The sequence below is a fragment of the Micrococcus sp. FDAARGOS_333 genome (genome assembly GCF_002206575.2).
Lineage (GTDB): Bacteria > Actinomycetota > Actinomycetes > Actinomycetales > Micrococcaceae > Micrococcus > Micrococcus lylae.
Genome location: NZ_NJFJ02000001.1, coordinates 1,195,738 through 1,222,502, shown reverse-complemented (window position 1 = coordinate 1,222,502; position 26,765 = coordinate 1,195,738). Strand labels below are relative to the sequence as shown.

At 68.9% G+C, this 26,765-nt stretch carries 25 protein-coding genes; all 25 read right to left on the bottom strand.

Annotated elements, in window-relative coordinates; all coding sequences use genetic code 11:
• Window positions 1-397: 397 nt before the first annotated feature.
• Window positions 398-1,378 carry an MFS transporter gene (locus tag CEQ11_RS12745; protein ID WP_127913475.1) on the bottom strand — a complete coding sequence of 327 codons (981 nt, stop codon included), beginning with the start codon at window positions 1,376-1,378 and terminating at the stop codon, window positions 398-400.
• Between the two features lie 301 nt (window positions 1,379-1,679).
• Window positions 1,680-1,994 (bottom strand): hypothetical protein, encoded by a 315-nt coding sequence (locus CEQ11_RS12740; protein WP_127913474.1) that lies wholly within the window; start codon window positions 1,992-1,994, stop codon window positions 1,680-1,682.
• Between the two features lie 681 nt (window positions 1,995-2,675).
• Window positions 2,676-2,975, bottom strand: a complete 300-nt coding sequence (locus CEQ11_RS12735; protein WP_127913473.1) for a hypothetical protein — start codon at window positions 2,973-2,975, stop codon at window positions 2,676-2,678.
• Between the two features lie 413 nt (window positions 2,976-3,388).
• Complete coding sequence (locus tag CEQ11_RS12730; RefSeq protein WP_127913472.1) at window positions 3,389-4,399, bottom strand: SagB/ThcOx family dehydrogenase; 1,011 nt, start codon at window positions 4,397-4,399, stop codon at window positions 3,389-3,391.
• A 322-nt stretch (window positions 4,400-4,721) separates the two neighbouring features.
• Window positions 4,722-5,684 carry a class I SAM-dependent methyltransferase gene (locus CEQ11_RS05475; protein WP_227718754.1) on the bottom strand — a complete coding sequence of 321 codons (963 nt, stop codon included), beginning with the start codon at window positions 5,682-5,684 and terminating at the stop codon, window positions 4,722-4,724.
• Window positions 5,681-6,646, bottom strand: a complete 966-nt coding sequence (locus CEQ11_RS05470) for a bifunctional riboflavin kinase/FAD synthetase (RefSeq protein ID WP_067189824.1) — start codon at window positions 6,644-6,646, stop codon at window positions 5,681-5,683. The genes CEQ11_RS05475 and CEQ11_RS05470 overlap by 4 nt, the downstream gene beginning before the upstream one ends.
• The gene (locus CEQ11_RS05465) at window positions 6,647-7,093 is read right to left on the bottom strand and encodes a hypothetical protein (protein WP_088477991.1); all 447 of its coding nucleotides are present in this window, start codon (window positions 7,091-7,093) and stop codon (window positions 6,647-6,649) included. It abuts the gene before it with no gap.
• Window positions 7,094-7,101: 8 nt separating this feature from the next.
• Window positions 7,102-7,470, bottom strand: a complete 369-nt coding sequence (locus CEQ11_RS05460; protein WP_088477990.1) for a hypothetical protein — start codon at window positions 7,468-7,470, stop codon at window positions 7,102-7,104.
• On the bottom strand, window positions 7,467-8,444 hold the full coding sequence (gene truB, locus CEQ11_RS05455; RefSeq protein WP_088477989.1) for a tRNA pseudouridine(55) synthase TruB: 978 nt from the start codon (window positions 8,442-8,444) through the stop codon (window positions 7,467-7,469). Before truB ends, CEQ11_RS05460 begins: the two co-directional genes overlap by 4 nt.
• A 13-nt stretch (window positions 8,445-8,457) precedes the next feature.
• Window positions 8,458-8,898, bottom strand: a complete 441-nt coding sequence (gene rbfA, locus CEQ11_RS05450) for a 30S ribosome-binding factor RbfA (RefSeq protein WP_088477988.1) — start codon at window positions 8,896-8,898, stop codon at window positions 8,458-8,460.
• A gap of 51 nt (window positions 8,899-8,949) precedes the next feature.
• A complete protein-coding gene (gene infB / locus CEQ11_RS05445) occupies window positions 8,950-11,739 on the bottom strand; it encodes a translation initiation factor IF-2 (RefSeq protein WP_088477987.1) in 2,790 nt (929 codons plus the stop codon).
• A 190-nt stretch (window positions 11,740-11,929) separates the two neighbouring features.
• Window positions 11,930-12,223 carry a YlxR family protein gene (locus tag CEQ11_RS05440; protein ID WP_088477986.1) on the bottom strand — a complete coding sequence of 98 codons (294 nt, stop codon included), beginning with the start codon at window positions 12,221-12,223 and terminating at the stop codon, window positions 11,930-11,932.
• 200 nt (window positions 12,224-12,423) lie between these two features.
• Window positions 12,424-13,404: a transcription termination factor NusA gene (gene nusA / locus CEQ11_RS05435; protein WP_088477985.1), complete on the bottom strand. Its 981-nt coding sequence runs from the start codon at window positions 13,402-13,404 to the stop codon at window positions 12,424-12,426.
• A complete protein-coding gene (gene rimP / locus CEQ11_RS05430) occupies window positions 13,405-13,998 on the bottom strand; it encodes a ribosome maturation factor RimP (RefSeq protein WP_227718753.1) in 594 nt (197 codons plus the stop codon).
• A 112-nt stretch (window positions 13,999-14,110) separates the two neighbouring features.
• On the bottom strand, window positions 14,111-14,863 hold the full coding sequence (locus CEQ11_RS05425; protein WP_067189842.1) for a TSUP family transporter: 753 nt from the start codon (window positions 14,861-14,863) through the stop codon (window positions 14,111-14,113).
• Window positions 14,864-14,913: 50 nt separating this feature from the next.
• Window positions 14,914-16,740, bottom strand: coding sequence for a proline--tRNA ligase (locus CEQ11_RS05420; protein WP_088477984.1), 1,827 nt, complete (start codon window positions 16,738-16,740; stop codon window positions 14,914-14,916).
• Window positions 16,741-16,823: 83 nt separating this feature from the next.
• Entirely contained in the window at window positions 16,824-17,768 is a 945-nt protein-coding gene (locus CEQ11_RS05415; RefSeq protein WP_088477983.1) for a DUF4081 domain-containing GNAT family N-acetyltransferase, read from the bottom strand.
• On the bottom strand, window positions 17,725-18,876 hold the full coding sequence (gene ispG / locus CEQ11_RS05410) for a flavodoxin-dependent (E)-4-hydroxy-3-methylbut-2-enyl-diphosphate synthase (RefSeq protein ID WP_070638445.1): 1,152 nt from the start codon (window positions 18,874-18,876) through the stop codon (window positions 17,725-17,727). The genes CEQ11_RS05415 and ispG overlap by 44 nt, the downstream gene beginning before the upstream one ends.
• A 214-nt stretch (window positions 18,877-19,090) precedes the next feature.
• On the bottom strand, window positions 19,091-20,446 hold the full coding sequence (locus CEQ11_RS05405) for an RIP metalloprotease (RefSeq protein ID WP_193762990.1): 1,356 nt from the start codon (window positions 20,444-20,446) through the stop codon (window positions 19,091-19,093).
• A 2-nt stretch (window positions 20,447-20,448) separates the two neighbouring features.
• Window positions 20,449-21,573: a 1-deoxy-D-xylulose-5-phosphate reductoisomerase gene (gene dxr, locus CEQ11_RS05400; protein WP_255397939.1), complete on the bottom strand. Its 1,125-nt coding sequence runs from the start codon at window positions 21,571-21,573 to the stop codon at window positions 20,449-20,451.
• A 238-nt stretch (window positions 21,574-21,811) separates the two neighbouring features.
• On the bottom strand, window positions 21,812-23,428 hold the full coding sequence (locus CEQ11_RS05395) for a cation acetate symporter (protein WP_088477982.1): 1,617 nt from the start codon (window positions 23,426-23,428) through the stop codon (window positions 21,812-21,814).
• On the bottom strand, window positions 23,425-23,799 hold the full coding sequence (locus CEQ11_RS05390) for a DUF485 domain-containing protein (protein ID WP_088477981.1): 375 nt from the start codon (window positions 23,797-23,799) through the stop codon (window positions 23,425-23,427). The genes CEQ11_RS05395 and CEQ11_RS05390 overlap by 4 nt, the downstream gene beginning before the upstream one ends.
• A gap of 158 nt (window positions 23,800-23,957) precedes the next feature.
• The gene (locus CEQ11_RS05385) at window positions 23,958-24,818 is read right to left on the bottom strand and encodes a CoA ester lyase (RefSeq protein WP_088477980.1); all 861 of its coding nucleotides are present in this window, start codon (window positions 24,816-24,818) and stop codon (window positions 23,958-23,960) included.
• Between the two features lie 78 nt (window positions 24,819-24,896).
• Window positions 24,897-25,496 carry a MaoC family dehydratase gene (locus tag CEQ11_RS05380; protein ID WP_369804914.1) on the bottom strand — a complete coding sequence of 200 codons (600 nt, stop codon included), beginning with the start codon at window positions 25,494-25,496 and terminating at the stop codon, window positions 24,897-24,899.
• A 1-nt stretch (window position 25,497) separates the two neighbouring features.
• On the bottom strand, window positions 25,498-26,688 hold the full coding sequence (locus CEQ11_RS05375; RefSeq protein WP_088477979.1) for an acyl-CoA dehydrogenase family protein: 1,191 nt from the start codon (window positions 26,686-26,688) through the stop codon (window positions 25,498-25,500).
• Between the last annotated feature and the right edge of the window lie 77 nt (window positions 26,689-26,765).

The following is a 26,765-nucleotide window of genomic DNA, read 5'->3' as shown; positions in this document are numbered from 1 at the left end:
CGCCCGTTGCATCCGGACTACGGAACAAAACCCAGGGCGCTTCAACAGAGGAACAAGGCTACCGAGCGCAGTCAGCCCAGGCGATCCGAGCGAGCCCCTTATCCTGGACTGGACCGCATTCACTCACTTCTGACTCGAATTTGCGCTCCAGCACCACAGCCGTGACGTGTTCGAGGGACAGCCCAGCACTGATAGTCATCCGATATGCCTCCATATCGATGTTCAGAACAATGAGAGCGACATAACCAGGGCGACTTGCAGGCGACTTCTCCATTTCACACTGGAGTGCGGGAAACACGCCCAAGGAGCCAACCGACTACACCAGGAGCTTGAGGGACGGAAAAACTCTAAGAGACAGGAACGTCGCCCCACAAGAAAATGCACTTCCCATCGCGTATCATGACTCGGCTCGACTGGAACCGCCAGCAGCCGACGCGCGCGCTGGGGCGCATATCAAAGCGCCACCAAGTACTGCCAAAACACCGCCCGCAGCAACCGTGATGCCGTAAACAGAAACAACCGGAACAAGGGCGAAGAGCGCCGCCGCAAGCCCGGAGGCCACCAAGGACGACACCGCTGATGCAGAGCTCACCGTCGCCGATACGCGTCCTAGCAACTCAGGCGGGGCAGCATTCTGCAAGAGCGGCCCCTGCGCCACCCCATAGGCGCTTACGAAAACACCAGCAAAAAACATGAAAACGAAGGATGGGACCATTGCATCTACGAGACCCAACCCAACGTAAGTCAGTCCCATAATGCAAAGAACTGCCACGAACACCACCCTGAGCCCAAGCCTGGAGATGAATGCAGGCGCTACAAGAGAACCCATTAATGCACCAATTCCAAAAAGTGAGGACGCCAGTCCAAACTCCACAACTGTAAATCCCTTTCCTGCGGTCCAAAGCAGAATAAGTGCAACATTGTTCAAGCCGAGAGGGACGCCATAGATGGTGGCGCCAACAAGCACATACCGAAGCTCAGGAACCTTCCAGGAAACAGCCCAACCCTCAACAAGCGAAGTGAAGAAACCTTTCTCCGGAGCAGCAGAATCCTGTACTGTATCCTCACTACAGTCATAGCCAACTCGCGAGGAAGCGAACACCCCAAGGGCGAACAGGCAGTTCGCGATGAACAGGGATCCAACGAGACCAAGCCCAATGAGAACAGCCGGCCCAGCCGCAGCGGCTACGATCGAAGCAGAAGTCAGAACGGCCATGGAAAGGCTCGCAGCATGAGGCCGATGCTCCGGCACTACAACTTCTCGTACCACGACTGCACGAGCAATGAAGAACAGCTGATTCAGGGCAGACAATATGGATGTCGCCACAATCAAAAGTATCGCAGTTAAGTGCTCGTCATGCCCTGAAACGATCATCATACAGAGGGAAGCGAGCAAGACTCCCGTGCGTCCAAGCGATGAAATCAGAAGCGCACGAGTGCCGCCAACCCGGTCAACAGTGACTCCAAGAAGGATTCCACCAAGAATCCTCGGAGTCGTTGAGAAAACGATGTACGCCCCGACAAGCAAAGGTCTCTGACTGTCATCGAAAGAGGGACTCGTGGCAATCCACGCGTAAACGATTGCTTCAACCAGGAACTCCGCGAAGGAGGTGAGGCATGTAGCGCTCAGTACCCAGCGAAAACTTCGTGAGCCCAGGGATAAACGCGTGACTGGCATCTCACCTCCAACCGTTCCACTCGATCAGCTCCTGTGCCTGACGTGCGATCAGGGGATTCCGGTGAAGCGTGGCGTTCTCCAAGGCGCGAAACGCGGATTCGTCGCCGATCTGGCCCAAGCGAAGCGCCTCAATAGCACGCCAATCCTCGAATACTGGATCAAAGTCCACTAAATTAATGTTTTGCCCGAGAAGTCGTTCGATAGATCGCCTCTTCCATGTCCACTCTGGGTCACTCCACGAGGAACCGTCATAGGGCTCCAATGCGGATCGTTCCATGAAGTCATTCACAGGCTGATACCGGGTCTCCACACTCACACGCCACCCTTCGCCCCGATTACGCGATCCTCCATGCGGGGTAGTGGAGTAGAAAACCACCGCATCCGACGGACTAAGGATAGATTCCTGCTGGCTGCACGGTTCCAATCCCTCCGTGGTCAACGTCCACCCGGACATGTTCTCGGATGACAGGGTCAGTTGCACAGGAATGGAACCCGGCGTCCAACGAAACAACGGCAATGCTCCAGTCTCTGGTGTCACATGAAAGATGGGAGACCATACCGTAATCTGACGCAGACTTCCCTGAAGCTCAAAGCAGTCCGCATGTACTCCCGGTGCCGCTGCCCATCCAGACTCATCCGGTGGCACTGCGCGCAACCACTGATTCGGATGCACGATAACTTCATCATCGAACAGCTCCGCCAGTGCATTCTCAAGACCCTGCGCGACGCCAACTCTGCAACTTCGGGCCTACACCTCGTCGCCGGAAGCGTCATCGCTGTAGACTCAGCATCATCCGTGCTCCTGACGTACCTTGGCTGACCATTAGCTGTCCCCTCAGATACTCTATAGTGGTTCAGCTCCTGCGAAACAAGTCGCTGCAATACCTCGATCGTAGACTGGGAATGCAGCCCACGAACAACAGAATATCCCTTCGATTTCATATCCGAGAGGAAAATGCCTGTGTCTATACTCATTTTATCACCAAATAGATTAGTATTAACGCTGAAACTCGAGGCCCAGTCGCAGAAAGTGGATGGGATCGCGTTCCTCGGGCAGGCCGAGCGCATTCTTAATGATGGTCTCTGAAACGGCTGGCGTCATGCGCGAAGCCAAGCCATTTGAAAGGCCCTCCAGGACGAGGGCTTGTCCGAATCTACCCGCATCAACAAGCGCCTGGAGATAAGCGGAGGCTCCCCCCTCAGGATAGAGGGCGGCATGATACTCCCAGTCTACTCCAATAAGGATGGCAACCCCATTGCCATCGCCCCAGCTCTGACCTTGGATGAATTCACTCACCCTAGTAGATCCATCCGTAACCCGCCTCAGGTGTCTAGGAGATGTATCGACGATCCACCAACCATCCGCCCAACCGTCCACCCCGCGAGTGTGCAACGCGAAGAAAACATACGGTGACTCATCGTGGATCGCATATAGACGTCGCAGAATCCTCTCGAAGACCGCCTTGCTCAACGATAAGTCATCCCACCGTGTTGCCGATCTACGCGACAGGAGCCGGTCTACGTCGAACCCGCTTACGATGCAACTGGCCGTTTCCCGATGGTTCCGCAATGCTCGTTCAGGGGATATTTCTTCCGTCGCTTGGTTCATCACCAGATATGGCCTATGCCAGCCATACTTCGCCCACGCGGCGGGGATCCCAAGCCCATCAAGCTTTGAGTCGTCTTTAATAGGTGCAAGGCAATCATCGATCATGATGTGATCTTTCCCCTGATGAGAAGAGGGAGCTCAGTATCAGCCCCAACCCTCTCTCCGAAATTGATGTCAATCTCAGCTACGCTGGCATAGCTCCAGTTCAGAAAACTGGACAATGCAGCCAGTTGGCCGTCGCAGTGTCCCGCATCAACGAGCACGGCTCTGAAACTACGTGGATCACGGTAGCGGAACATGTCTCGCTCGATCGCTGCCGCCAGGAAGAACTCCACATACCAAGTGGGTTCCCTGGGAGTGACATGCTTCCTTGGCGCTTGCTCTCGATCTTCAATCAGAACAAGGTCGTTGTTTCGAACGTTAAAGTGGTACATTCCAGGTATGAGGCAGGGGCTCTTATGTACCTTAATGAACAGCTCGATTGGATGCCTAGACCCTCCAGAAGGGACAGACTTATGCAAGAGCATCATCTGAGAGTAGCGAGAGATTTGGTCCACAAAAGGCCAAATCTTTGAAATTTCTCCAAAGGAAAGGCTAATGAGAGACACGAACCTCAGGAACTCTGAATGGTAAGCGCTTTCTAGTGAGAAATCGAGCGGCCTTGGAATTGCAATCCTCATACCCTCACTTGACGGATCGATATCCAGGTAAGGTGATGGACGTGAATCTGACTCGTCCAAGTAACGTCGCATGATATGGGCGTCTTCGCTGAATGCCTGGATTCCAGTGCTCATATCGAGGAACGGATAGTCTCGAGTGGCTACATGGTAACCGTATGGACATCCGCTCGCCTTGGAAACGATGATCCTTTCCCTGACAAGAAGCTCAGCGACTGCGTTCACACGATCTAGGCCCGTTTCCATCGCATCAGAAATCGCTTGGATTGTGATCTTATCGCCTGGTTCCTTCTTGCGAAGCAACCCGGCTAATCCAGAATCAAGGATTTCCAGTGCTTCTCCCGCGGCGTGTCCCTGCACTCCTAAACCTGAATCCGTCTCCCACTTGAGCGTTCCTTCGGAAAGTCGGAAGCACTCCTCATCATTACTATTCATATGTCCCATCCGGTTTACGCCAGGGCGGCCCGTGAGGAGATCTCACGGGCCGCCTCTTACTGGCACTAGGTCAGGCTGCAGCCTGACGGCTGGCAGCCGGCTTCGGCCGACGCTTCGTGACCTTCAGAGCGACGAGGTTGCAGGTACCGGTCTGGAGCAGAGCGGGCTTGTTGATCATGGAAGATTCCCTCCTGTGGTGACTGACCTAACGCATAGGTCATCGTTACCGATTCTTGTGAGCATCCTGTCCGACAAACTGCTGCGGATAGGACGTGAGACACGTTATGGTGTTGCGCAGATCACTGTCAAGGGCTGTCTTGAGTCAGCGGCGCCGCGGGCGACGCGCCCGCCACGCCACGGTCAGGTACGGCACCGTCAGCACCGCGTCCTCAGCGTGCCCCAGGTGCTCGTGCAGGTACCAGTCCAGGTTCGCGGTCATCCTCTCCCGCGTCCTCTCCCCCGCCCGCAGCCAGTAGGACCGCGACGCCATCAGCCCGTGCAGCTGCGCCGGCGTCAGCTCCATGGACCAGCTCCAGCGCGCGTGCTCCTCGACGCCGAACGGGGCGGCGAACCGGCGCTGCTCCGGCGCGGCGGCATGGACGTCCCCGGCGTGCATGATCCGCGTCAACCGGTGGACCCACGGCACGGTGGTGTCCAGCTGGTTCCACACGGCCGCCAGCCTTCCGCCCGGCCGCAGCACGCGCGCCGCCTCGGCGCTCGCCGCCGGCACGTCCACCCAGTGCCAGGCCTGGGCCGCCACCACAACGTCGGCACTCGCCTCCGCCAGGCCCGTCGCCTCCCCGGTGCCCGGCAGGGCGCTCACGCGCCCGGCGGTGCGGGCCGCCTCCCCCTCGTCGCCGCGGACGGCGCGGTCGGGGGTCTCCACGTCCGCCAAGTCCCGGGCGAGCACGGCGCGCATGGCTTCGGACGGCTCGACGGCCGCCACCGAACCGACCTCCTCCACCGGCCGGGCGGCGAGCAGCCGGGTGAACAGGCCGGTGCCGGCGCCGAGGTCCACCACGTCCATGGGCGCCTCCAGCCCCTCGAGCACCCAGTCCACGGCGGCCTCCGGGTAGGAGGGGCGGACGGCGTCGTAGTGCTCGCCCTCCTGCACCGTCACGTCGAAGGGGTTCACCCCGCGGGTGCGGGTGATGGCGGCCCGGCCCGGCAGGGACGGGACGGCGGATGCGTCACCGGCGCCGCCGGCACCGGCCGACGCACCCCCTCCCCGGGCGGAGGCGAGATGCCCCGCGGAGGATGAGACGCCGTCGTCGGGAAGGATCACGAGGAGGCGAGGATCGCGCGGACCTGCTCCACGTCCGCATGCATCTGGGCCACCAGCTTCTCCACGCCCTCATAGGCCACCATGCCGCGGATGCGCGCGACGAACTCGACCTCGATGTGCTTGCCGTAGAGGTCGAAGTCCTCGACCCGCTCATCCGGGCGGTCGATCACGTGCGCCTCGACCACACGGCTCACGCCCTCGAAGGTCGGGTTGGTGCCGACCGAGATGGCGGCGGGCCAGACGCCGTCCTCGCCGTCGCGGACCCAGCCAGCATAGACGCCGTCCGCCGGGATCATGCCCTCGGAGTCGGCCGCCAGGTTGGCGGTCGGGAAACCGAGCTCGCGGCCGCGGGCGCAGCCGTGCACGACCTCGCCGGAGACCACGTGGTTGCGGCCCAGGACCGCGGCCGCCTCCGCGACCTCGCCGGCGGCCAGCGCCTCGCGGACCCACGTGGACGAGCAGCGGCGGTCCGGGTGCTCCGGCAGGGCAGCGGGGTACTCGTCCACCGCGATCACCTCGAAGCCGTGGGCGCGGCCCAGCTGCACCATCGTGTCGAAGTCGCCGGAGTTGTCCCGGCCGAAGCGGACGTCATGGCCCACCACCACCGCGGCGGCGTTCAGGCCGTCCACGAACATCGAGCGCACGAACTCCTCCGGGGTCTGCCGGGCGAACTCGAGCGAGTAGTGCTGCTGGAGCACGGCGTCCACGCCGGCGGCCTCGAGCAGGGCGATCCGCTGGCGTGGGCTGACGATGTCCTCGTGCGCCACGTGCGGCAGATGCACGGCGCGCGGATGCGGGGCGAAGGTCACCACTACCGCGGCATGGCCGCCGGCGCGGGCACGCTCCACCACGGAGGCCAGCACCTGACGGTGGCCGCGGTGCACGCCGTCGAAGTTCCCGAGCGCGACGACCGTGCTCGGCAGGTCCTCCGGCACCTGGTCCAGCGAGGTCCACAGTTTCATTCAGGACTCCTTCGGCTCGCGGTGGGTCAGCAGCCACGCCAGTCCCACGATCGGCAGCACCAGCGGCACGTAGCCGTAGCCGGCGCCGAAGTGCGACCACACGGTGGCATCCGCGAACAGCTCCGGGTGCAGGACGGTGGCCAGGCCCACTCCCACCACGCCGACCAGCTCGATGAGCACGGCCGCCAGGGAGACGAGCCAGGCGGTACGGCCGGTGCGTGCCAGGGACAGGGTGGCGATGATGTAGACGACCGCGGCGAACGCCGAGAGCACGTAGGCCACCGGGGCGCGGTCGAAGTGGCTGAGGATCTGGAACAGGCTTCGAGCCAGCGCCGAGAGGGCGAAGACCGCGTAGACCATCACGATGATCCGGCCCAGGCCCTGATTGCGCGGCGGCGGAACAGCGGGGGTCTGAGGGCCGGCGTCGGTCTGAGGGTCGGTTGGCATGGTCCTCCTCACCACTGTCCGTACCAGATGACCTGCATGCGGTGGAGCATGACCACCACGGTGGGGCCGGCCACGGCCATCACCACGTTCGCCCACCGGGTCTTGTCCGTGATGGCCCAGACGAGCGCGATCGGCGGGACGATCAGCGCGGTGAGCACGTAGCCCCAGAACTCCCAGCCCGGGCCGTTGAGGGTGTCCCCGCCCAGCTGGCGGACGATAGCGGCACCGCCGTAGACCAGCAGGAACAGCTCCACCGCGGCGACCGAGACGATCGCGGAGTCCGCAGGATAGCGGCGGACCACCGCGGCCACCAGGCAGACGAGCAGGGACAGCACGCCGATCACGGTGCCGGTCCAGAACCAGGCGTCCAGGATCATGGGCGGGCCTCCTTCGACGCCGAACCGGTGCCCGGTCCCTCGGCCGGGGCGAACACCAGGTGCGGACGGGCGATGTCCTGCCCACGGCGGCGGGCATCCTTGACCAGGGCGACGACGGTGCCGTCGGTGCGGCGGGCCGCGGTGAGCTGCCCGTCGGTGCCGGTCGGTGCGATGGCGCGCCCGAAGGAGAGCTCCTCGGCCTCGTGGTCGGTCAGATCCCGGACCGGGAACAGGTCCGCGGCGGCGGCGGAGAGCTCGGTCATCGCGAAGCCCGCGGCGAGGGCCTCGAGGCTGTGGGCGTCGGCCACGTCGAACGGACCGACCCTCGTGCGCCGCAGCATGGTGAGGTGGCCGCCGATCTCGAGGGCCTCCCCCAGGTCCCGGGCCAGGGCACGGATGTAGGTGCCGGACGAACAGTGGACGCGCACGTCCAGGTCCACCACCCGCCCGTCATCCAGGCGGCGCATCTGCAGCACGTCGAAGGAGTGCACGGTGACGGGGCGGGCGTCGAGCTGCACGTCCTCACCCGCGCGGACGCGGTCGTAGGCACGGCGGCCGGCCACCTTCACGGCGGACACGGCGGAGGGAACCTGCTCGATGTCCCCGGTGAGGAGGGCGACCTGCTCGGCCACACGTTCCTCGGTGACGGCGTTCGCCAGGCGGGTCTGGACGACCTCGCCCTCGGCGTCGTCGGTGACGGTGGCCACGCCGAGGCGGATCGTGGCCTCGTAGACCTTGTCTGTGCCGGTGATGGACGTCAGCAGCCGGGTGGCCTTGTTGACCCCGACCACGAGCAGACCCGTGGCCATGGGGTCGAGGGTGCCGGCGTGGCCGACCTTGCGTGTCCCGGCCAGCCGGCGGACCCGGCCGACCACGTCATGGGAGGTCCAGCCGGCGGGCTTGTCGACGAGGACAACCCCCGACGCCTCGGTGCCCGGGGCGTCGGGGGCTGCTGCGGTGCGCTGAGGGCTCACGGTCGGTGGGACCTCAGGCGCGCTCGTCGTCGTTCTCGTCCGCGTGGCGGTACGGATCCTCCTCGCCGGCGAAGGCGGCGCCCTCGCTGGACCTGGCGATCTCGGCGTCCCGCTCCCGGGCCGCACGCAGCACCTCTTCGAGGTGGGCGGCGGCCTCGGGGACGGTGTCCGCGACGAACTCAAGGGTGGGCACCAGGCGGATCGTCAGGTTCCTGCCGACCTCGCGGCGCAGGATCCCCCGATTGTCCTGGATGCCCTGGTGGGCGGCGGCGACGGCGTCGTCGTCGCCCAGCACGGTGTAGTACACGGTGGCGTGCTGGAGGTCGTTGGTCACGCGGACCTCCGTCACGGTCACCGGCTCCACCCGGTCGTCCTTCACGCTGCGCCGCAACGCCTCGGCCACGATGACCTTGATGCGCTGGGCCAGCTTGGCTGCACGTGCCGGATCGGCCATGAGCTCACTTCCTTCCTGGGACTGCGGTGACGTCCCTGCGCGGGGCGCAGGTCAGTCGCGCGGCTTCTCCTGCATCTCGAAGGTCTCGATGACGTCGCCTTCCTTGATGTCGTTGAAGCTGCCCAGGCCGATGCCGCACTCGTAGCCCTCACGGACCTCGGTGGCATCATCCTTGAAGCGGCGCAGTGAGTCGATCTTGAGGTTGTCGGCCACCACCACGCCGTCGCGCACCAGGCGGGCCTGGGCGTTGCGGCGGATGAGACCGGAGCGGACGAGAGAGCCGGCGATGTTGCCCCACTTGGAGGAGCGGAACACCTCGCGGATCTCGGCCGAGCCGAGCCCGACCTCCTCGTACTCCGGCTTGAGCATGCCCTTCAGGGCGGCCTCGATGTCGTCGATCACGTCGTAGATCACCGAGTAGAACCGCATGTCCACGCCTTCCTTGTCGGCCAGCTCGCCCACGCGCTCGGCGGGACGGACGTTGAAGCCGATGATGATGGCGTTGTCCACGGTCGCCAGGTTGACGTCGTTCTGGGTGATCGCACCCACACCGCGGTGGATGACGCGCAGCTGCACTTCGTCCTCGCCCACATCGACCTTGAGCAACGAGTCCTCGAGCGCCTCGACGGCACCGGACGCATCGCCCTTGATGATGAGGTTAAGGGTGTCCAGCTTGCCCTCGGCCACCGCCTGGTCGAACTCCTCCAGGGTGATGCGCTTGCGGCGCTTCGCCAGCTGGGCGTTGCGTTCGGCGGCCTCGCGCTTCTCGGCGATCTGCCGGGCGGTGCGCTCGTCGTCGGTCACCAGGAAGGAGTCACCGGCGCGCGGCACGGCGGACAGGCCCAGGACCTGGACCGGTCGGGAGGGCAGTGCCTCCTGCACGGCCTCGCCGTTCTCGTCGAACATGGCTCGGACGCGGCCGTGCGCGGAGCCGACGACCATGGTGTCGCCGACACGCAGGGTGCCGGTCTGGACCAGGACGGTCGCCACGGCGCCGCGCCCCTTGTCCAGGTTGGCCTCGATGGCGACGCCGCGGGCGTCCTTGTCCGGGTTGGCCTTGAGCTCCAGGGCGGCGTCCGCGGTGAGCAGGACGGCCTCGAGCAGCTGGTCGATGTGCAGGTTCTGGCGGGCGGACACGTCGACGAACATCGTGTCTCCGCCGTATTCCTCCGGCACCAGGCCGTACTCGGTCAGCTGGCCACGGATCTTGTCCGGGGCGGCGGTGTCCTTGTCGATCTTGTTGACGGCAACGACGATCGGCACGTCGGCGGCCTGCGCGTGGTTCAAGGCCTCCACGGTCTGCGGCATGACGCCGTCGTCCGCGGCGACCACGAGCACGGCGATGTCGGTGACCTTGGCACCGCGGGCACGCATGGCGGTGAACGCCTCGTGGCCCGGGGTGTCGATGAAGGTCAGACGGCGCTGCTCACCCTGATGGTCCACCGGCACCTGATACGCGCCGATGTGCTGGGTGATGCCGCCGGCCTCGCCCTCGATGACGTTCGAGGAGCGGATGGCGTCGAGCAGGCGGGTCTTGCCGTGGTCCACGTGGCCCATGACGGTCACGACGGCCGGACGCGGCTCGAGGTCCTCGTCGTCCTCCTCGGCCTCCTCGGCCTCGAGGTCGATGTCGAACGCCTCCAGCAGCTCCTTGTCCTCGTCCTCCGGGGACACGATCTGCACCTTGTAGCCGAGCTCCTCGCCCAGCAGCTGGAACGTGTCCTCGTCGAGGGACTGGTTCACCGAGGCCATCTCGCCCAGGGTGAACAGCACCTTCACCAGGTCCGCGACGTCCGCGCGGATCTTCTCGGCGAAGTCGGCGAGCGAAGCGCCCCGGCGCAGGCGCAGCACGGTGTTGCCGTCGCCCTTGGGGATCTTCACGCCGCCGATCTCGCGGGTGTGCTGCTGTTCGAACTCCTGGCGCTTCGCGCGCTTGGACTTGCGTCCCTTGCGCGGGCCGCCTCCACGGCCGAAGGCACCCTGGGCGTTGCCGCGGCCTCGGCCGCCGAAGCCGCCGGGACGGCCGGGGCCGCCGCCCGGACGTCCGCGGCCACCGCCGCGAGACGGGGCCGGGGCCGGGGTGATCTGCTTGGGCATCATGCCCGGGTTCGGACGCGGGGCACCCGGACGGGGGCCGCCTGCGGCCGGACGCGGACCGCCGGCGCCGGCACCCTGGCGGGGGCCGCCCGGGCGCGGGGCGCCCGGACGCGGGGCGCGGTCCTCACGGCCGGAGCGCATGCCCTGGTTGGAGGAGAACGGGTTGTTTCCGGGGCGCGGGCCGCCGCGGCCGCCACGGGCGCCCGGACGCGGACCGGCGGAGCCGGCCTTCGAGGTGAACGGGTTGTTGCCCGGACGCGGGGCTCCCGGCTTCGGGGCACCGGGCTTCGGTGCACCCGGCTTCGGAGCGGCTGCACCCGGCTTCGGAGCCGAGGAAGCCGGCGTCGGCGCACCCGGCTTCGGTGCACCCGGCTTGGGGGCGGCTGCACCCGGCTTCGGAGCCGAGGAGGCCGGCGTCGGGGCACCCGGCTTCGGCGTGCTGGCCTGGGGGGCCTGGGCACCGGGCTTCGGGGCGGCGGCACCCGGCTTGGGCGCCGAGGAAGCAGGGGCCTGCGGGGCGGCCGCCGGCTTGGTGGCTCCGGCCGCGGGCTTCGCAGCGGACTTCTTGGCATCGCCGTCCGGCGCGGAGCCGGCGTAGGCGTTGCGGAGCTTCTTCACGACCGGGGGCTCGATCGTGGAGGAGGCCGAGCTGACGAACTCGCCGAGCTCCTTGAGCTTGCTCAAGGCCTCCTTGGAAGGGATGCCGAGCTCCTTGGCGAGCTCGTGGACGCGGACCTTGGCCACGTTTCTCCTGTTCTGGCCTCCTCAGCGGGGCCGAACGGAACAGATGTGGTCCTCGTTCAGTCCGCCTTGAGGCCGTCGATGGTGTCCCAGACCGGGGCGCGCATCATGGTCGACGCCGCACGGCCTGCCTGACAGCAGGGGGTGATGTTCATCGTTGGGCACTCATGCTTCAGTGCTCATCGGGTACGCATCAGATCTCTGACCCGCCTTCGTCTTCTTGTCTCGTCAGCCGGCGCGCCTCCTCGAGGGCGGCGGTGTCCACCCGGGTCCGGAAGGACCGGGCGAAGCCGCCGCGGGCGAGGGCGCGTGCCGCACACTCCGGGTCGCGGTGCACCCACGCACCGCGGCCGGGGCGCCGACGTGCCTCGTCCCACTGCACGGATGGGGGGTCCGTGCTGCGGTCCAGGGCCACGCGCACCAGCTCTGTCTGATCCGCCTTCTCCCGGCACCCGATGCAGGTCCGCACGGGCGTCTGCGACGTCATGCGGGACTCCTCTGCACTGCGGGGGACGAACCCCTGCCTACAGGGGTGCCCGAAGGTGGACCTCTACGAGTCTAGCGCGTCCGCGGCGGATTCTCGCCCTCCGGGGTGCCGTCACACATCAGGACGACGGCCCGCACACATCCTCGTGTGCGGGTCGTCACAGCGGGGCCACCTGCAGGAGGCTCGCGTGCGGTGCGGGCTCAGGCCGGATCGGGCTCCGCCCCGTCACCGACGATGTCGATGCGCCATCCGGTCAGCTTGGCGGCGAGGCGGGCGTTCTGGCCCTCCTTGCCGATGGCGAGGGACAGCTGGTGCTGCGGGACCACGACGCGGGCCGAGTGGGCGGCCTCGTCCACGATCTCCACGGACACGGCCTTCGCCGGGGACAGCGCGTTGGCGATCATGGTCGCCGGATCGTCCGAGTAGTCGACGATGTCGATCTTCTCGCCGTTCAGCTCCGTCATGACGGCGCGGACACGGGTGCCCATCTCGCCGATCGCGGCGCCCTTGGCGTTGATGCCCGCACGCGTGGCCTTCACCGCCATCTTGGTGCGGTGGCCGGCCTCGCGGGCCAGCGCCGTGATCTCCACGGCGCCGTCGGCGATCTCGGGGACCTCCAGCTCGAAGAGCTTACGGACGAGGTTTGGGTGGGAGCGGGACAGGGTCACGGACGGGCCCTTCGCTCCGCGGACCGCGGAGACCACGTAGGCGCGCAGGCGGCGGCCGTGGCGGTAGTCCTCGCCCGGGGCCTGCTCCGGCGGGGGCAGGACGGCCTCGAGGGTGCCGAGGTTCACCTGGATCATGCGGGCGTTGTTGCCCTGCTGGATGACGCCCGAGACGAGTTCGCCCTCCTTGCCGCGGAACTCGCCGAGGACCCTCTCATCGTCTGCGTCGCGCAGCCGCTGCAGGATGATCTGGCGGGCGGTGGAGGCGGCGATGCGGCCGAAGCCGTTCGGAGTGTCGTCGAACTCGCCGATCGCGGTGCCGTCCTCCTCGACCTCCGTGGCCCAGATGGTCACGCGTCCGGACTTGCGGTCGATCTCCGCGCGGGCCTGCTTCACGGCGCCCGGCGTACGGTGATATGCCGTCAGCAGCGCCTGCTCGATGGTGGGGACGAGCTTGTCCAGCGGGATCTCCCGCTCCTTCTCCAGCATGCGCAGCGCGCTCATGTCGATATCCACTTATGCCTCCGTCGTATCTGCCGGGCCCTTCCCGTCACGGGCGGCGCCGGTGGACTGCTGACTTCCGCCCCACTCTACCTGGACGGCTCCGGTGCCGAGCTGTGCGAACGGGACGCGGACGGGGGCCAGCGTCTTGGCCGGCATGCCCTTCTTCGCGCCGGGTCGGTGCTCGGCGAGCTCCACGCCGTCCGCACCGACCTCGAGCACCCGGGCGGTGATCGGGGCGGCACCGTCCACGGAGACCTCCACGAGCCGGCCGACGTTCCGTGCCCAGTGTCGGCGCTCGGTGAGCGGACGGCCGACGCCGGCCGAGGAGACCTCGAGCAGGTACTCCCCCGTGCCCACGCCGGGCACGGACTCACCGTGGTCGTCCAGGGCGGCGGAGACCAGGCGCGACAGGCGGGCCACGGCGTCCATGTCCACGCCCTCGGCGCCGCGGGCGCGGTCCAGGGTCACCTGGACGGTGGGCACATCCGCGGCACCGACGACGACCGCCTTCTCCACCACGAAGCCCTCCGGCTCCACGGCCGCGGCCACGATCTGCTCGAGGGCCTGCTGCGGCGACCCGGCGGCGGACTGGTTCTGCTCCTGCACGGCTGTGCACTCCTCACCTTCTCGGCTCCGTTCCGGCCCGGGCGGCCGGAGCGGGGACCTGGACACTGTACCCGCACCAGCCGGACACGGTGCAGGGGCCGCCGGCGCCGGATCAGCCCAGCAGCGGGGCGAGGGTGTCCCAGCCCAGGCGGAGGATGAGCGCGGCGACCACCACGAGGAAGACCACGCGGATGAACCCGGAGCCGCGGGCGATCGCCATGCGGGCGCCGATGTACCCGCCCAGCAGGTTGGAGACGCCCAGGACCAGTCCGATGCCGAGGACCACGTGCCCCTGGGGCAGGAAGAAGGCCAGCGCGCCGAGGTTCGTGCAGAGGTTGACGATCTTCGCGGTGGCCGAGCCGTGGAGGAAGTCGTAGCCGAGCACGGTGACCAGCGCGATGATCAGGAACGTGCCGGTGCCCGGGCCCAGGACGCCGTCGTAGAAGCCGATCACCAGGCCGATGAGCAGCGCACGCACCAGGTGGGCGGCGCCGGTGAACTTCAGCTGCTGGGAGTGACCGAGCTGGGGACGCACCGCGGTGAACACGGCGACGCCCACGAGGGCCACGAGGATCACGGGGCGGATGACGGCGGCCGGCAGCACGGCGGCCACGAGCGCCCCGCCGAAGCTGGCGGCCAGGGCCACCGCGGCGGTGGCGGCGGCCGTGCGCAGGTCCGGTCTGACGCGGCGGACGTAGGTGGCGGCGGAGGTGGCCGTGCCGAACACCGACCCCATCTTGTTGGTGGCCAGCGCCTGCACCGGCGTCAGGCCCGGGATGAGCATGACCACCGGCAGCTGCAGCAGCCCACCGCCGCCGACGACGGCGTCGATCCATCCGGCGGCCAGCCCGGCGAGCACCACCATCAGCAGCAGGCCGACGGTGAGCTCGACCGGGCCGAACAGGTCCACCGCGTTCAGGCTTCCGAGTCGGCGGCGACGACGGCGGACACGGCCGCCACGACCTCGTCCACCGAGACCTCGCGGGTCTCGCCGGTGGCGCGGTCCTTGAGCTCGAGCAGCCCCTCGGTGAGGCCACGGCCGACCACGACGGCGGTCGGGATGCCGATGAGCTCGAAGTCCTTGAACTTCACGCCGGGGCTGACCTTGGTGCGGTCGTCCAGCAGCACGGTGTGGCCGGCCTCCTCGAGCCGCGCGGTGAGCTGCTCGGCGTAGGCGAAGGCGTCGGCGCCCTTGGCGGCGACCACCACGTGCACGTCGGCCGGGGCGACGGCGCGCGGCCAGACCAGGCCCTTGTCGTCGTGGTAGGTCTCCGCGATCGCGGCGACGCTGCGGGTGACGCCGATGCCGTAGGAGCCCATGGTCACCACGACCTGCTTGCCGTTCTGGTCCAGGACCTTCAGGTCCAGGGCCTCGGCGTACTTCCTGCCCAGCTGGAAGATGTGACCCATCTCGATGCCGCGGCGGGTGGTCAGGGCGCCGGTGCCGTCCGGGGAGGCGTCGCCCTCGCGGACGACGGTCGACTCGACCACGCCGTCCCAGGTGAAGTCGCGGCCGGCCACGAGGCCGAACACGTGCTTCTGGTCCGCATTGGCTCCGGTGATCCAGGTGGTGCCGGCAGCGACGCGGGGGTCCACGAGGAAGGTGAGCCCGGAGACCGAGTCCTCGGCCCCGAGGACCTTCCGTCCGTCCGGACCCTCACCGGGGCCGATGTAGCCCTTGACCAGGGAAGGGTGACGCTTCAGGTCCGCCTCGGTGGCGGCCTCCACGGTCGGCTCGCCGTGCACGCCCAGGGCCTCGCCCACGGACGCCTCGAGGCGCTTGAGGTCCACGTCGCGGTCGCCGGGGACGGCCACCACGAACTGGCGGCGCTCGTCGCCGTCCAGGACGGCGGTGAGCACGACGCACTTGAGGGTGTCGGCCGCGGTCCAGGGGCCGTCCTCGCGCGGGGCGAGGTCGTTGGCCACGTCCACGAGGGCGGCGATGGTGGTGGAGACCGGGGTGTCCTTGACCTCGGCGGCCGGCAGCGCTGCCATGGCCTCCTCGGACAGCGGATCCGGGGCCACGGAGGTCACGGCCTCCACGTTGGCGCGGTAGCCGCCCGGGGACTCGACGTAGGTGTCCTCGCCGATCGGCGAGGGGTGCAGGAACTCCTCGGAGCGCGAGCCGCCCATGGCGCCGGCGGTCGCCTGCACAGGCACGACCTCCAGGCCGAGCCGCTCGAAGATCCGCAGGTAGGCGGCACGGTGCGCGTCGTAGGCCTCCTGCAGGCCCTGGTCGTCCACGGTGAAGGAGTAGGAGTCCTTCATGACGAACTCGCGGCCGCGCAGCAGCCCGGCGCGCGGACGGGCCTCGTCGCGGTACTTCGCCTGGATCTGGTACAGGTACACCGGCAGGTCCTTGTAGGAGGAGTAGTGCTCCTTCACCAGGAGGGTGAACATCTCCTCGTGGGTGGGGGCCAGCAGGTAGTCGGCCTCCTTGCGGTCCTTGAGACGGAAGACGCCGTCGCCGTACTCGTCCCAGCGGCCGGTGGCCTCGTAGGGCTCGCGGGGCAGCAGGGCCGGGAAGTGGACCTCCTGGCCGCCGATCGCCTCCATCTCCTCGCGCACGATGCGCTCGACCCGGGACAGCACCTTCAGGCCCAGCGGCAGCCAGGTGTAGATGCCGGGGGCGGCGCGCCGGATGTAGCCGGCGCGGACGAGCAGCCTGTGGCTCGCGACCTCGGCCTCGGCCGGGTCGTCGCGCAGGGTCCGCAGGAACAGGGTGGACATGCGCAGTGCCATGCGTGGGACTCCTTCGAGTCGTGCGGTCGGAGCGCCCGTTCTCCGGGCGAGGGATTCTCCGGGCGATCCTATCGCCCGTCCGGTCAGTACAGCACCGTGGCGAAGGTGCCGACCTGCTCGAATCCGACCCGCGCGTAGGTGCGCACGGCCGGCTCGTTGTAGGCGTTGACGTAGAGGCTCACATGGTCGGCGGTGCGCGCGGCGTACTGCACCACGGCCGCCATGGCCGGTGCCGCCAGCCCCTCGCCGCGACGGTCCGGGCGCACCCAGACCCCCTGCACCTGCACGCAGTCCGTGCTGAGCACGCCGAGGTCCGCCTTGAACAGCGGCATCCGCCCGGGCGCCTGGCCGTCGTCCTCCCCCGACTCGATCAGCACGCGCCCGGCCTGGATGAGCCGGTGGACACGGTCCCGGTAGGACGCCGCGCCCTGGCGCAGCGGGGAGAAGCCGAGTTCCTCCTCGAACATCGCCGCGGAGGCCGGCAGCACCGTGTCCAGGTCCGCCGGCTGTGCCTGCCGCAGCGTCGGGCTGGGCAGCACCGTGCCCGGTCCGCGGGCCACCATGAGCGGCTGGTCCGGGCGCACGGAGCGGGGCCGGTGTCCGTGGGAGGCGAGCATCGCCTCGATGCCGAGCACCTGGTCCGCCGGCCCGTAGAGGGAGCCGAAGCGGCGCCGCAGTGCGGCGGCGGCCCGGCCCAGGGTGAGGGCGTGGCGGGCGGCACCCGGGATCGCCAGGGGCACGACGTTCGACCCGACCCAGGCGACCGCTCGCAATGCAGCGGCGGGGCCGTCGTCGGGGTCCGCGACGCCCAGGAAGCAGGTGGCGGCCGTGCGGCCCCGCGGCCCGGTGCGGCGCCCGGCTTGCAGCAGGGAGGCGACGAAGACGTTCGCCACCGGGTCCGCGTCGGCCAGCTCCGCCACCTGCGGGGTGTCGGCGTCGGTCAGGAGCCGGGCGGCGCCGCCGGTGGCGGCCCGGACGTCCAGGTCAGTGGACGCTGACCACCGGGGCGCCGGCTGCGGCGTCGTCACCGCCGTCCTCCTCAAGGCCCATCTCCGCGGCGATGCGGCGGGCCTCCTCGATGAGGGTCTCCACGATCTGGTCCTCCGGCACGGTGCGGATGACCTCTCCCTTGACGAAGATCTGCCCCTTGCCGTTGCCGGAGGCCACGCCGAGGTCGGCCTCGCGGGCCTCGCCCGGACCGTTCACCACACAGCCCATGACGGCCACGCGCAGCGGGACGGTGACGTCCTTCAGGCCCTCGGTGACCTCGTCTGCCAGCGTGTACACGTCCACCTGGGCGCGTCCGCAGGACGGACAGGAGACGATCTCGAGCTTGCGCTCGCGCAGGTTCAACGACTGCAGGATCTGCAGGCCGACCTTGACCTCCTCCACCGGCGGGGCGGAGAGGGAGACGCGGATGGTGTCTCCGATGCCCTGGCCGAGCAGGTAGCCGAAGGCGGTGGCGGACTTGATGGTGCCCTGGAACTCCGGGCCGGCCTCCGTCACGCCGAGGTGCAGCGGCCAGTCGCCCTCCTGGGCGAGCAGCTCGTAGGCGCGGGCCATGATCACCGGGTCGTTGTGCTTCACGGAGATCTTGAAGTCCTTGAAGCCGTGCTCCTCGAACAGGGAGGCCTCCCAGACGGCGGACTCGACGAGGGCCTCCGGGGTGGCCTTGCCGTACTTCTTCAGCAGGCGCGGGTCCAGGGAGCCGGCGTTGACGCCGATGCGGATGGAGGTGCCGTGGTCCGAGGCGGCCTGGGCGATCTCCTTGACCTTGTCGTCGAACTTCTTGATGTTGCCCGGGTTGACGCGGACGGCGCCGCAGCCGGCCTCGATCGCGGCGAAGACGTACTTCGGCTGGAAGTGGATGTCCGCGATGACCGGGATGGTGGACTGCTGCGCGATCACCTTCAGCGCCGCGGCGTCCTTGTCGGTCGGGCAGGCCACGCGCACGATGTCGCACCCGGCGGCGGTGAGCTCGGCGATCTGCTGCAGGGTCGCGCCGATGTCGTGCGTCTTGGTGGTGGTCATCGACTGCACGGACACCTGGTGGTCCGAGCCGACGCCCACGGAGCCGACCTGGATCTGCCGGGTCTGCCGGCGCGGGGCCAGCACGGGCGGCGGGGCGGACGGCATTCCAAGGCTGACGGGCACTTCGGCTCCTAAGAGTTCAGACGCGGCTGGGGTGTTTCACTGGCGCGGCCCGGCGGGACCGCGCCCACCCATCCTAGGGGCTGTGGGGCCGCAGGGCAGGCCCCGGGTGACCCTCGCCTCTCCGTGTCCCTCCGGCGGCCTCACGACGACGGCAGCCCGCCCTGCACCGGCGGCGCACTTCGGGTGCGGGGCCGGTTCAGAAGAGCCGGATCGGCTTGACGATGTCCGCGACGATGAGGATGACGCCCATGGCGAGCATGGCCGCGCCGACCACGTAGGTGAGCGGGAGCATGGTGGCCAGGTCGAACGGGCCGGGGTCCGGGCGTCCGGTGAGCTTCGCGAACCCGCGGCGCAGCTTCTCCCAGAGGGCGCCGGCCACGTGGCCGCCGTCCAGGGGCAGCAGCGGGATGAGGTTGAACACCATCAGGGCGATGTTCACGCTGGCCAGCAGGGACAGCAGCAGCGCCCCCTTGTCCTGCAGGGGCACGTCCTCGAGGGCGGCGGCCTCCCCGGCGATGCGGCCGACGCCCACCACGGACATGGGGCCGTTCGGGTCGCGCTCGACCGGGGTGACCACGGCGACGGCGGTGTCCCAGAGGCGCTGCGGCAGCACCAGGACGACGTCCACGACGCCGTGGATCTGCACGCCGACCTGCTCGACGGCGTCCAGCGGGGTGCCGCGCACGTTCTCGATCCGCGAGCCCATGCCGATGAACCCGACCTGCTCGGTCTTGGCGGTGCCGTCCGGGGCACGCTCGGGGCGGCCGAGGGCGTCGGTGACGGGACGCTCGGTCAGGCGCGGGGTCAGGGTGCCGGACATGGCCTGCCCGTCCCGGGTCCATTCGATGGCGGTGGGCTGGTCCGCGCGGGCGCGGATGGCGGCGGAGAGCTCGTCCCAGGTGTGGACCGGCTGCCCGTCGAAGCTGGTCACGGTGTCCCCCGGCTCGAGGCCGGCGGCGTGGGCCGGGGCCACCGGGTCGGTGTCACGGCACTCGGCCTGGCCGGCCTCGGCGCGCGACTGCTGCTCCTGCGAGGTCACCACGCAGCGGAAGACCTCCGAGACCGTGGTGGTGGGGGTCGCCGTGCCGACGGTCATGACCAGGACGGTCATGAGCACGAGGGCGATGAGCAGGTTCATGAACGGGCCGCCGAGCATGATGACGATGCGCTTCCACACCGGCAGCTGGATGAACTGGCGGCCCTCGTCGGCGGCGGTGAGCTCCTCGGCGGCCTGGGTGCGGGCGTCATGGGCCAGCTGGCCCATCTGCTGGACCAGTCCGGTGGAGGCGGTGCGGGCCGCCTGCCCGTCCTTGGGCGGCGGCAGCATGCCCACCATGGAGACGTAGCCGCCGAGCGGGATGGCCTTGAAGCCGTACTCGGTCTCCCCGCGGCGCCAGGAGACGATCGTCTTGCCGAAGCCGATCATGTACTGCGTGACGCGCACGCCGAAGAGCTTGGCGGGCACGAGGTGGCCGACCTCGTGCAGGGCGATGGAGGCGGCGAGGCCGACCGCCATGGCCAGCACGCCGACCACGAACCAGAGGATCTCCATGCTCACCACCGTCCGCGCGCGGCCTCGCGGGCCCACGCCTCGGCCGCCAGCACGGACTCCACGGTGAGCTCCTCCCCCACGCCGGGGACGGCGGCGGGGTCGTAGGAGTCCACCGCGGCGCGGACGGTGTCCACGATCGCGGGGAAGGAGAGCAGCCCGTCGTGGAAGGCGTCCACGGCCTCCTCGTTCGCCGCGTTGAACACGGCCATGTGGGTGGGCGAGGCCGCGGCGGCGGCCTTCGCGGCGGCGACGGCCGGGAACGCCTCCTCGTCCAGCGGCTCGAACGTCCAGGAGGTCGCCTGTGTCCAGTCGCAGCCGCAGGCGGCTCCGGGCACCCGGTGGGGCCAGCCCATGCCGAGCGCGATCGGCAGACGCATGTCCGGCGGGGAGGCCTGGGCGAGGGTGGAGCCGTCCACAAACTCGACCATGGAGTGCACCACGGACTGCGGGTGGACCACCACGTCGATCTTCTCCAGCGGCACGTCGAAGAGCAGGTGGGCCTCGATCACCTCGAGCGCCTTGTTCACCATGGAGGCGGAGTTGGTGGTGACCACCCGGCCCATGTCCCAGGTCGGGTGGGCCAGCGCCTCGGCGGGGGTCACGTGCTCGAGTTCGGCGCGGGTGCGGCCGCGGAACGGGCCGCCGGAGGCGGTGAGCACCAGGCGGTGGACCTCGGCGGGGGTGCCGCCCAGCAGCGCCTGGGCCAGGGCGGAGTGCTCGGAGTCCACCGGGACGATCTGCCCGGGCGCGGCGGCCTGCTTCACCAGCGCGCCGCCGACGATCAGGGACTCCTTGTTGGCCAGGGCCAGGCGGTGGCCGGCGTGCAGGGCGGCCAGGGTGGGCCGCAGGCCGATGGAGCCCGTCATGCCGTTGAGCACGGTGTCCGCGCTGGGCCAGGCGGCGATCCGCTCGGCGGCCTCGGGCCCGACGAACACCTCGGGGTCCGGAACGGGGGCACCGGCCCGGGCGGCGGCCGCGGCCAGCGCGGAGCGCACCTGCTCCTCGGTGGCAGACGCCGCGCCGACGGCCTCCGCGCCGGTGGCCACGGCCTGCTCGGCCAGCAGCTGCACGTTCGCGCCCGCGGCGAGCGCGACGGCGGCGAAGCGCTCCGGGGCTGCGGCGATCATCTCCAGGCCCTGCGTGCCGATCGACCCGGTCGAGCCCGCCAGTGCCACCCGGCGCAGGGCCGGCACGGACGCGGCGGACGCCCCCTCGGCGGAGGCGGAGGCGGACGGGGCGGCTGCGGAGGAGACGTCGGCGATGCTCACCCGGCCATCCTACGGACCCTTCCTGGCACGACCCGCGGGGCCGGACCGTGACGGTCCGACCCCGCGGGTCGTGGCGGGCGTGGGCCCGGTCAGGCGATCAGTGGTCGACCGGCTTCTCGGCACCGACGCCGGTGAGGGAACGGACCTCCATCTCGGCCTGCTTGTCCGGATCCTCGGTGCGCTTCTCCGTCACGGAGCCGAGCCAGCCGAGGAAGAAGGCCAGCGAAATCGAGATGATGCCCGGGTTCTTCAGCGGGAAGACCGCGAAGTCGGCACCCGGGATCATCGAGGTCTCCGAGCCGGACATCACCGGCGAGAGGACGATCAGCACCAGGGCCGTGATCAGGCCGCCGTACATGGACCACAGGGCGCCGCGGGTGGTGAAGCCCCTCCAGAACAGCGAGTACACGATGGTCGGCAGGTTCGCCGAGGCGGCCACGGCGAAGGCGAGCGCCACGAGGAAGGCGACGTTCTGCCCCTGGGCTCCGATGCCGCCGAGGATCGAGAGCACACCGATCACCAGCACAGTGCGGCGGGCGATCTTCACCTCCTTCTCCGGGCTCACATGCTCCTTGGCGATCACCGAGGAGTAGATGTCATGGGCGAAGGAGGCCGCGGCGGTGATGGTCAGACCGGCGACCACCGCAAGGATCGTTGCGAACGCCACGGCCGAGACGATGCCGAGCAGCAGGGAGCCGCCGAGCTCGAAGGCCAGCAGCGGGGCCGCGGAGTTCTGGCCGCCCGGCGCCGCGGAGATGCGCTCCGGACCGATCATGGCGGCGGCGCCGTAGCCGAGCACCAGGGTGCACAGGTAGAACAGGCCGATCAGGATGATCGCCCAGACCACGGACTTGCGGGCCTCCTTGGCGGTGGGGACCGTGTAGAAGCGCATCAGCACGTGGGGCAGGCCGGCCGTGCCGAGCACCAGCGCCAGGCCCAGGGAGACGAAGTCCAGCTGGGACACGGCCGAGGCGCCGTACTGCAGGCCCGGATCCAGGATGGCCTCGTCGCCGCCATGGCCGTCCACGGCGCCGCCGAGCAGCGCGGAGAGGTTGAACCCGAACAGGGCCATGACCCAGACGGTCATGACGATCACCGAGGTGACCAGCAGGATCGCCTTGATGATCTGCACCCAGGTGGTGCCCTTCATGCCTCCGACCAGCACGTAGAGGATCATCAGCGCGCCGACGATGACGATGACCAGGGACTGGCCGAGCTTCGAGTCGATGCCCAGCAGCAGCGAGACGAGGGCGCCCGCGCCGGCCATCTGGGCCAGCAGGTAGAACAGGCAGACGGCCAGGGTGTTCAGGGACGCCGCGATGCGCACCGGGCGCTGGCGCAGGCGGAAGGAGAGCACGTCGGCCATCGTGAACTTGCCGGTGTTGCGCAGCGGCTCGGCCACGAGCAGCAGGGCGACCAGCCAGGCGACGAGGAAGCCGATGGAGTAGAGGAATCCGTCGTAGCCGTAGAGGGCGATGGCTCCCACGATGCCCAGGAAGGACGCGGCGGACAGGTAATCGCCGGCGATCGCGGTGCCGTTCTGGGTGCCGGTGAAGGCACGTCCGCCGGCGTAGTAGTCAGCCGCGGTGGCGGTGTTCTTCGACGCCCGCAGGACGATCACGAGGGTGCCGGCGACGAAGATGCCGAAGATCAGCATGTTCACCCACGGGGTGCCGACGGTCTCGCCGGCGAGCAGGGGCATGACGGTGCTCATCGGATCTCCTCCTCACCGTGGCGGCCGTCGCCGGCCTCGGCCTCGAGCCGCTCGCGCATCGCGGCGGCGCGCGGGTCGAGCTTCTTGTTGGCGAACTGCACGTAGGCCGCGGTGATGGCGAACGTGCTGACGAACTGAAGCAGGCCCAGGACCAGTCCCAGGTTGATGTTGCCGATCAGGCGGATGGACATGACGTCGTGGAAGAAGGCGCCGAGCACCACGAAGAGGATGTACCAGACCAGGAAGGCCACGGTCATCGGCCAGACGAAGCTGCGGTGCGTGCGGCGCAGCTCGCCGAACTCCTCTGAACTCTGGGCGGCACGGAACTGGGCCGGCGTGGGGGCGGACGCTGTGGTGTCAGGTGGGGCCATGAGGGTGCTCCTCCAAAGGTGTGCGAGCCTCCGGATCATGTGACCCGGATCACGGTCATCCTGAAATACCCCATTTCCCGAGTCAAGGATATGTATTCATGTGACGCCGTCGTGACGTGCCCCACCCTCACGGCACCCACCAGGGGCGTTGCCGGGCCTCAGCGGCCGGCGCGGGCCAGCGTGATACGGGCCTGGGCGAGGACGACCTCGTCCACCATGCCGCCGTCGAACGCGAAGGCGCCCGGGTGGTTCCGCGCCTCGGCGAGGATCGCCTCGGCACGGGCGACCTGCTCGTGAGTGGGACGGTAGCCCTGGCGGACGTCGGCCACCTGGTTCGGGTGCAGGCACACGGTGGCGCGGCAGCCGACGGCCACGGCGTCCTCGACCTCGGCGGCCAGGCCGTCCGGGTCCTTGAGGTTCAGGTAGACCGCGTCCCAGGCGGCGGCGCCGTGCGCGGCCGCGGCCAGCAGCACGGTGGAGCGGGCGTGGGCCACCGTCTGACGGTAGGCGCCGTCCACGGTGCGGGAGGACGTGCCTCCCATGGAGGCCACAAGGTCCTCGGCTCCCCACATCAGGGCGGTCACGTGCGGGTGTGCGGCCAGCTCGGCGGCGGCGAGCACGCCCCGGGCGGTCTCACAGAGGGCCACCACCCGGGTGTCCTCCCCCAGCGCCTCCACCAGACGGTCCACCTGGGCGGCGGACTCGGCCTTGGCGAGCATGAGGGTCCGCCAGCCGGTCTCCTTCAGCATGGCCACGTCCGCGGCGTGGTCCTCGGTGTCCACCGGGTTCACGCGGACCACCACGCGGTCCGCGTCGATGCCCTGGGACGCCCGCTCGGTCCACGCTGCGGCCACGGCCTCGCGGGCGGCGGGACGGTCCGCCGCGGTGACGGCGTCCTCGAGGTCCAGGATCACCGCGTCCGCGCGATCCAGGGCCTTGGCGTACCGCTCCGGGCGGTCCGCCGGGGTGAACATGACGGCCGGGCCCAGGGTGCAGGCCTTCGCGGCGATCTCGGTCATCGGTCTGCTCCTTCGCAGAGGTCGGTGGGAGGGCAGGAGGCGGGGCGCCGCCCGGCTTCCGGGCGGCGCCCCGTGCGCTCAGGCGTCGGACTCGGCGGCGCGGTGCGCCTGCCGTGTCCACATCAGGCAGGTGCGCTGGGCCTTGGCCACGACCGCGCCGTCCTGGTTCGTCCCCTCGAGGTCGAAGGTCACGATCCGCTGTCCGGGACGCGAGGAGGACTCGCGGATCGCCGTCACGGTGGAGCGGGCGTACAGGGTGTCCCCGGGGAAGACCGGGTGCGGGAAGGAGATCTCCCCCAGCCCCAGCTGCGCCACGAGCGTTCCCTGCGTGGTCTGCCCCACGGACAGGCCGATCAGCGTGGACAGCGTCAGCATCGAGTTCATCAGCGGCTTGCCGAACGGCTGCGACTGCGCGAACGCGTGGTCCAGGTGCAGCGCCTGCGGGTTCATGGTCAGCGTGGTGAACAGGACGTTGTCCGCCTCGGTGAGCGTGCGGCCCGGACGGTGCAGGTACACCTGGCCGACCGCCATCTCGTCCGCGTAGCGGCCACGCTGCTCGATCACCTCGGGCTCGGCCGGGGCGCTCCCGGCGCCCCGGGCGCCCTCAGTGCCCTCCGCCGTGGGCGAGGGGTCCTCGGCAGCCGGGCGGCCGTCGTCGTGCTTCATCTGCTCGGCCACGTCAGAGGCCCAGCTCGCGGGCGATCAGCATCAGCTGCACCTCGGTGGTGCCCTCGCCGACCTCGAGGATCTTCGAGTCTCGGTAGTGGCGGGCCACCAGGGACTCGTTCATGAAGCCGTAGCCGCCGAACACCTGGGTCGCGTCGCGGGCGTTGTCCATGGCGGCCTCGCCGGCGATCAGCTTGGCCATGGCGGCCTCGGTCTTGAACGGCTTGCCGGCCAGCATCTTCTGCGCGGCCTCGTAGTAGGCCAGGCGGGCGGCGTGGGCGCGGGCCTGCATGCGGGCGATCTTGAAGGACACGGCCTGGTAGGAGCCGATGTTCCGGCCGAAGGCGGTGCGGGTCTTCGCATACGCGATGGACTCGTCCACACAGCCCTGGGCGGCGCCGGTGGCGAGCGCGGCGATGGCGATGCGGCCCTCGTCCAGGATGGACAGGAAGTTCGCGAAGCCGCGGCCGCGGGTGCCCAGCAGGTTCTCCTCCGGCACGACGGCGTCGGAGAAGTGCAGCGGGTGGGTGTCCGAAGAGTTCCAGCCGACCTTGTTGTAGGCCTTGGCCGCGGTGAAGCCCTCGGTGTCCGACGGGACGATGATCGTGGAGATCTCCTTGACCGGCTTGCCGTCCGGGCCGGTCTTGCCCTCGACGGTGCCGGTGACGGCGGTGACGGTCACCAGCGAGGTGATGTCGGTGCCGGAGTTGGTGATGAACTCCTTGGCGCCGTCGATGCGCCAGCTGCCGTCCTCCAGCTTCGCGGTGGTCTGGGTGCCTCCCGCGTCCGAGCCGGCGTTCGGCTCGGTGAGGCCGAAGCCGGCCAGGCGCTTGCCGGCCACGAGGTCCGGCAGCCACGTCTGCTTCTGCTCGTCGGTGCCGAACTTGTACAGCGGCATGGCACCGAGGGACACGCCGGCCTCGAGGGTGATGGCCACGGACTGGTTCACGCGGCCGAGCTGCTCGAGGGCGAGGCCCAGGGCGAAGTAGTCGCCGCCCATGCCGCCGTACTCCTCGGAGAACGGCAGGCCGAACAGGCCCATCTCGCCCATCTGGGCGACGATCTCGTACGGGAACTCGTGCTTCTCGTCGAGCTCGGCGGAGACCGGGGCGACGACCTCGTCCGCGAACTCGCGGACGGTGTCGGAGAGGGCCTGGTAGTCCTCGTCCAGGGCGGGCAGGGTGCGATGGTTCGGGCTGGCCATGGGGCTGCTCCTTGTTCTTCTCGTCCGTGCGGCGCCGGGGCGCCGGGTCGGTCTGGTCGATGGGTGTGCTGGTGGCA

What these genes read in the sequence shown, in the direction of transcription:
- CEQ11_RS12745 (WP_127913475.1), bottom strand. Translation starts at nt 1,378, where the DNA reads ATGATGATCGTTTCAGGGCATGACGAGCACTTAACTGCGATACTTTTG.
- CEQ11_RS12730 (WP_127913472.1), bottom strand. Translation starts at nt 4,399, where the DNA reads ATGAATAGTAATGATGAGGAGTGCTTCCGACTTTCCGAAGGAACGCTC.
- CEQ11_RS05470 (WP_067189824.1), bottom strand. Translation starts at nt 6,646, where the DNA reads ATGAAACTGTGGACCTCGCTGGACCAGGTGCCGGAGGACCTGCCGAGC.
- CEQ11_RS05465 (WP_088477991.1), bottom strand. Translation starts at nt 7,093, where the DNA reads ATGCCAACCGACCCTCAGACCGACGCCGGCCCTCAGACCCCCGCTGTT.
- CEQ11_RS05460 (WP_088477990.1), bottom strand. Translation starts at nt 7,470, where the DNA reads ATGATCCTGGACGCCTGGTTCTGGACCGGCACCGTGATCGGCGTGCTG.
- rbfA (WP_088477988.1), bottom strand. Translation starts at nt 8,898, where the DNA reads ATGGCCGATCCGGCACGTGCAGCCAAGCTGGCCCAGCGCATCAAGGTC.
- CEQ11_RS05440 (WP_088477986.1), bottom strand. Translation starts at nt 12,223, where the DNA reads ATGACGTCGCAGACGCCCGTGCGGACCTGCATCGGGTGCCGGGAGAAG.
- CEQ11_RS05425 (WP_067189842.1), bottom strand. Translation starts at nt 14,863, where the DNA reads ATGGTGGTGCTCGCCGGGCTGGCCGCCGGATGGATCGACGCCGTCGTC.
- CEQ11_RS05420 (WP_088477984.1), bottom strand. Translation starts at nt 16,740, where the DNA reads ATGGCACTGCGCATGTCCACCCTGTTCCTGCGGACCCTGCGCGACGAC.
- ispG (WP_070638445.1), bottom strand. Translation starts at nt 18,876, where the DNA reads ATGCCGTCCGCCCCGCCGCCCGTGCTGGCCCCGCGCCGGCAGACCCGG.
- CEQ11_RS05405 (WP_193762990.1), bottom strand. Translation starts at nt 20,446, where the DNA reads ATGGAGATCCTCTGGTTCGTGGTCGGCGTGCTGGCCATGGCGGTCGGC.
- dxr (WP_255397939.1), bottom strand. Translation starts at nt 21,573, where the DNA reads ATGATCGCCGCAGCCCCGGAGCGCTTCGCCGCCGTCGCGCTCGCCGCG.
- CEQ11_RS05395 (WP_088477982.1), bottom strand. Translation starts at nt 23,428, where the DNA reads ATGAGCACCGTCATGCCCCTGCTCGCCGGCGAGACCGTCGGCACCCCG.
- CEQ11_RS05390 (WP_088477981.1), bottom strand. Translation starts at nt 23,799, where the DNA reads ATGGCCCCACCTGACACCACAGCGTCCGCCCCCACGCCGGCCCAGTTC.
- CEQ11_RS05385 (WP_088477980.1), bottom strand. Translation starts at nt 24,818, where the DNA reads ATGACCGAGATCGCCGCGAAGGCCTGCACCCTGGGCCCGGCCGTCATG.
- CEQ11_RS05375 (WP_088477979.1), bottom strand. Translation starts at nt 26,688, where the DNA reads ATGGCCAGCCCGAACCATCGCACCCTGCCCGCCCTGGACGAGGACTAC.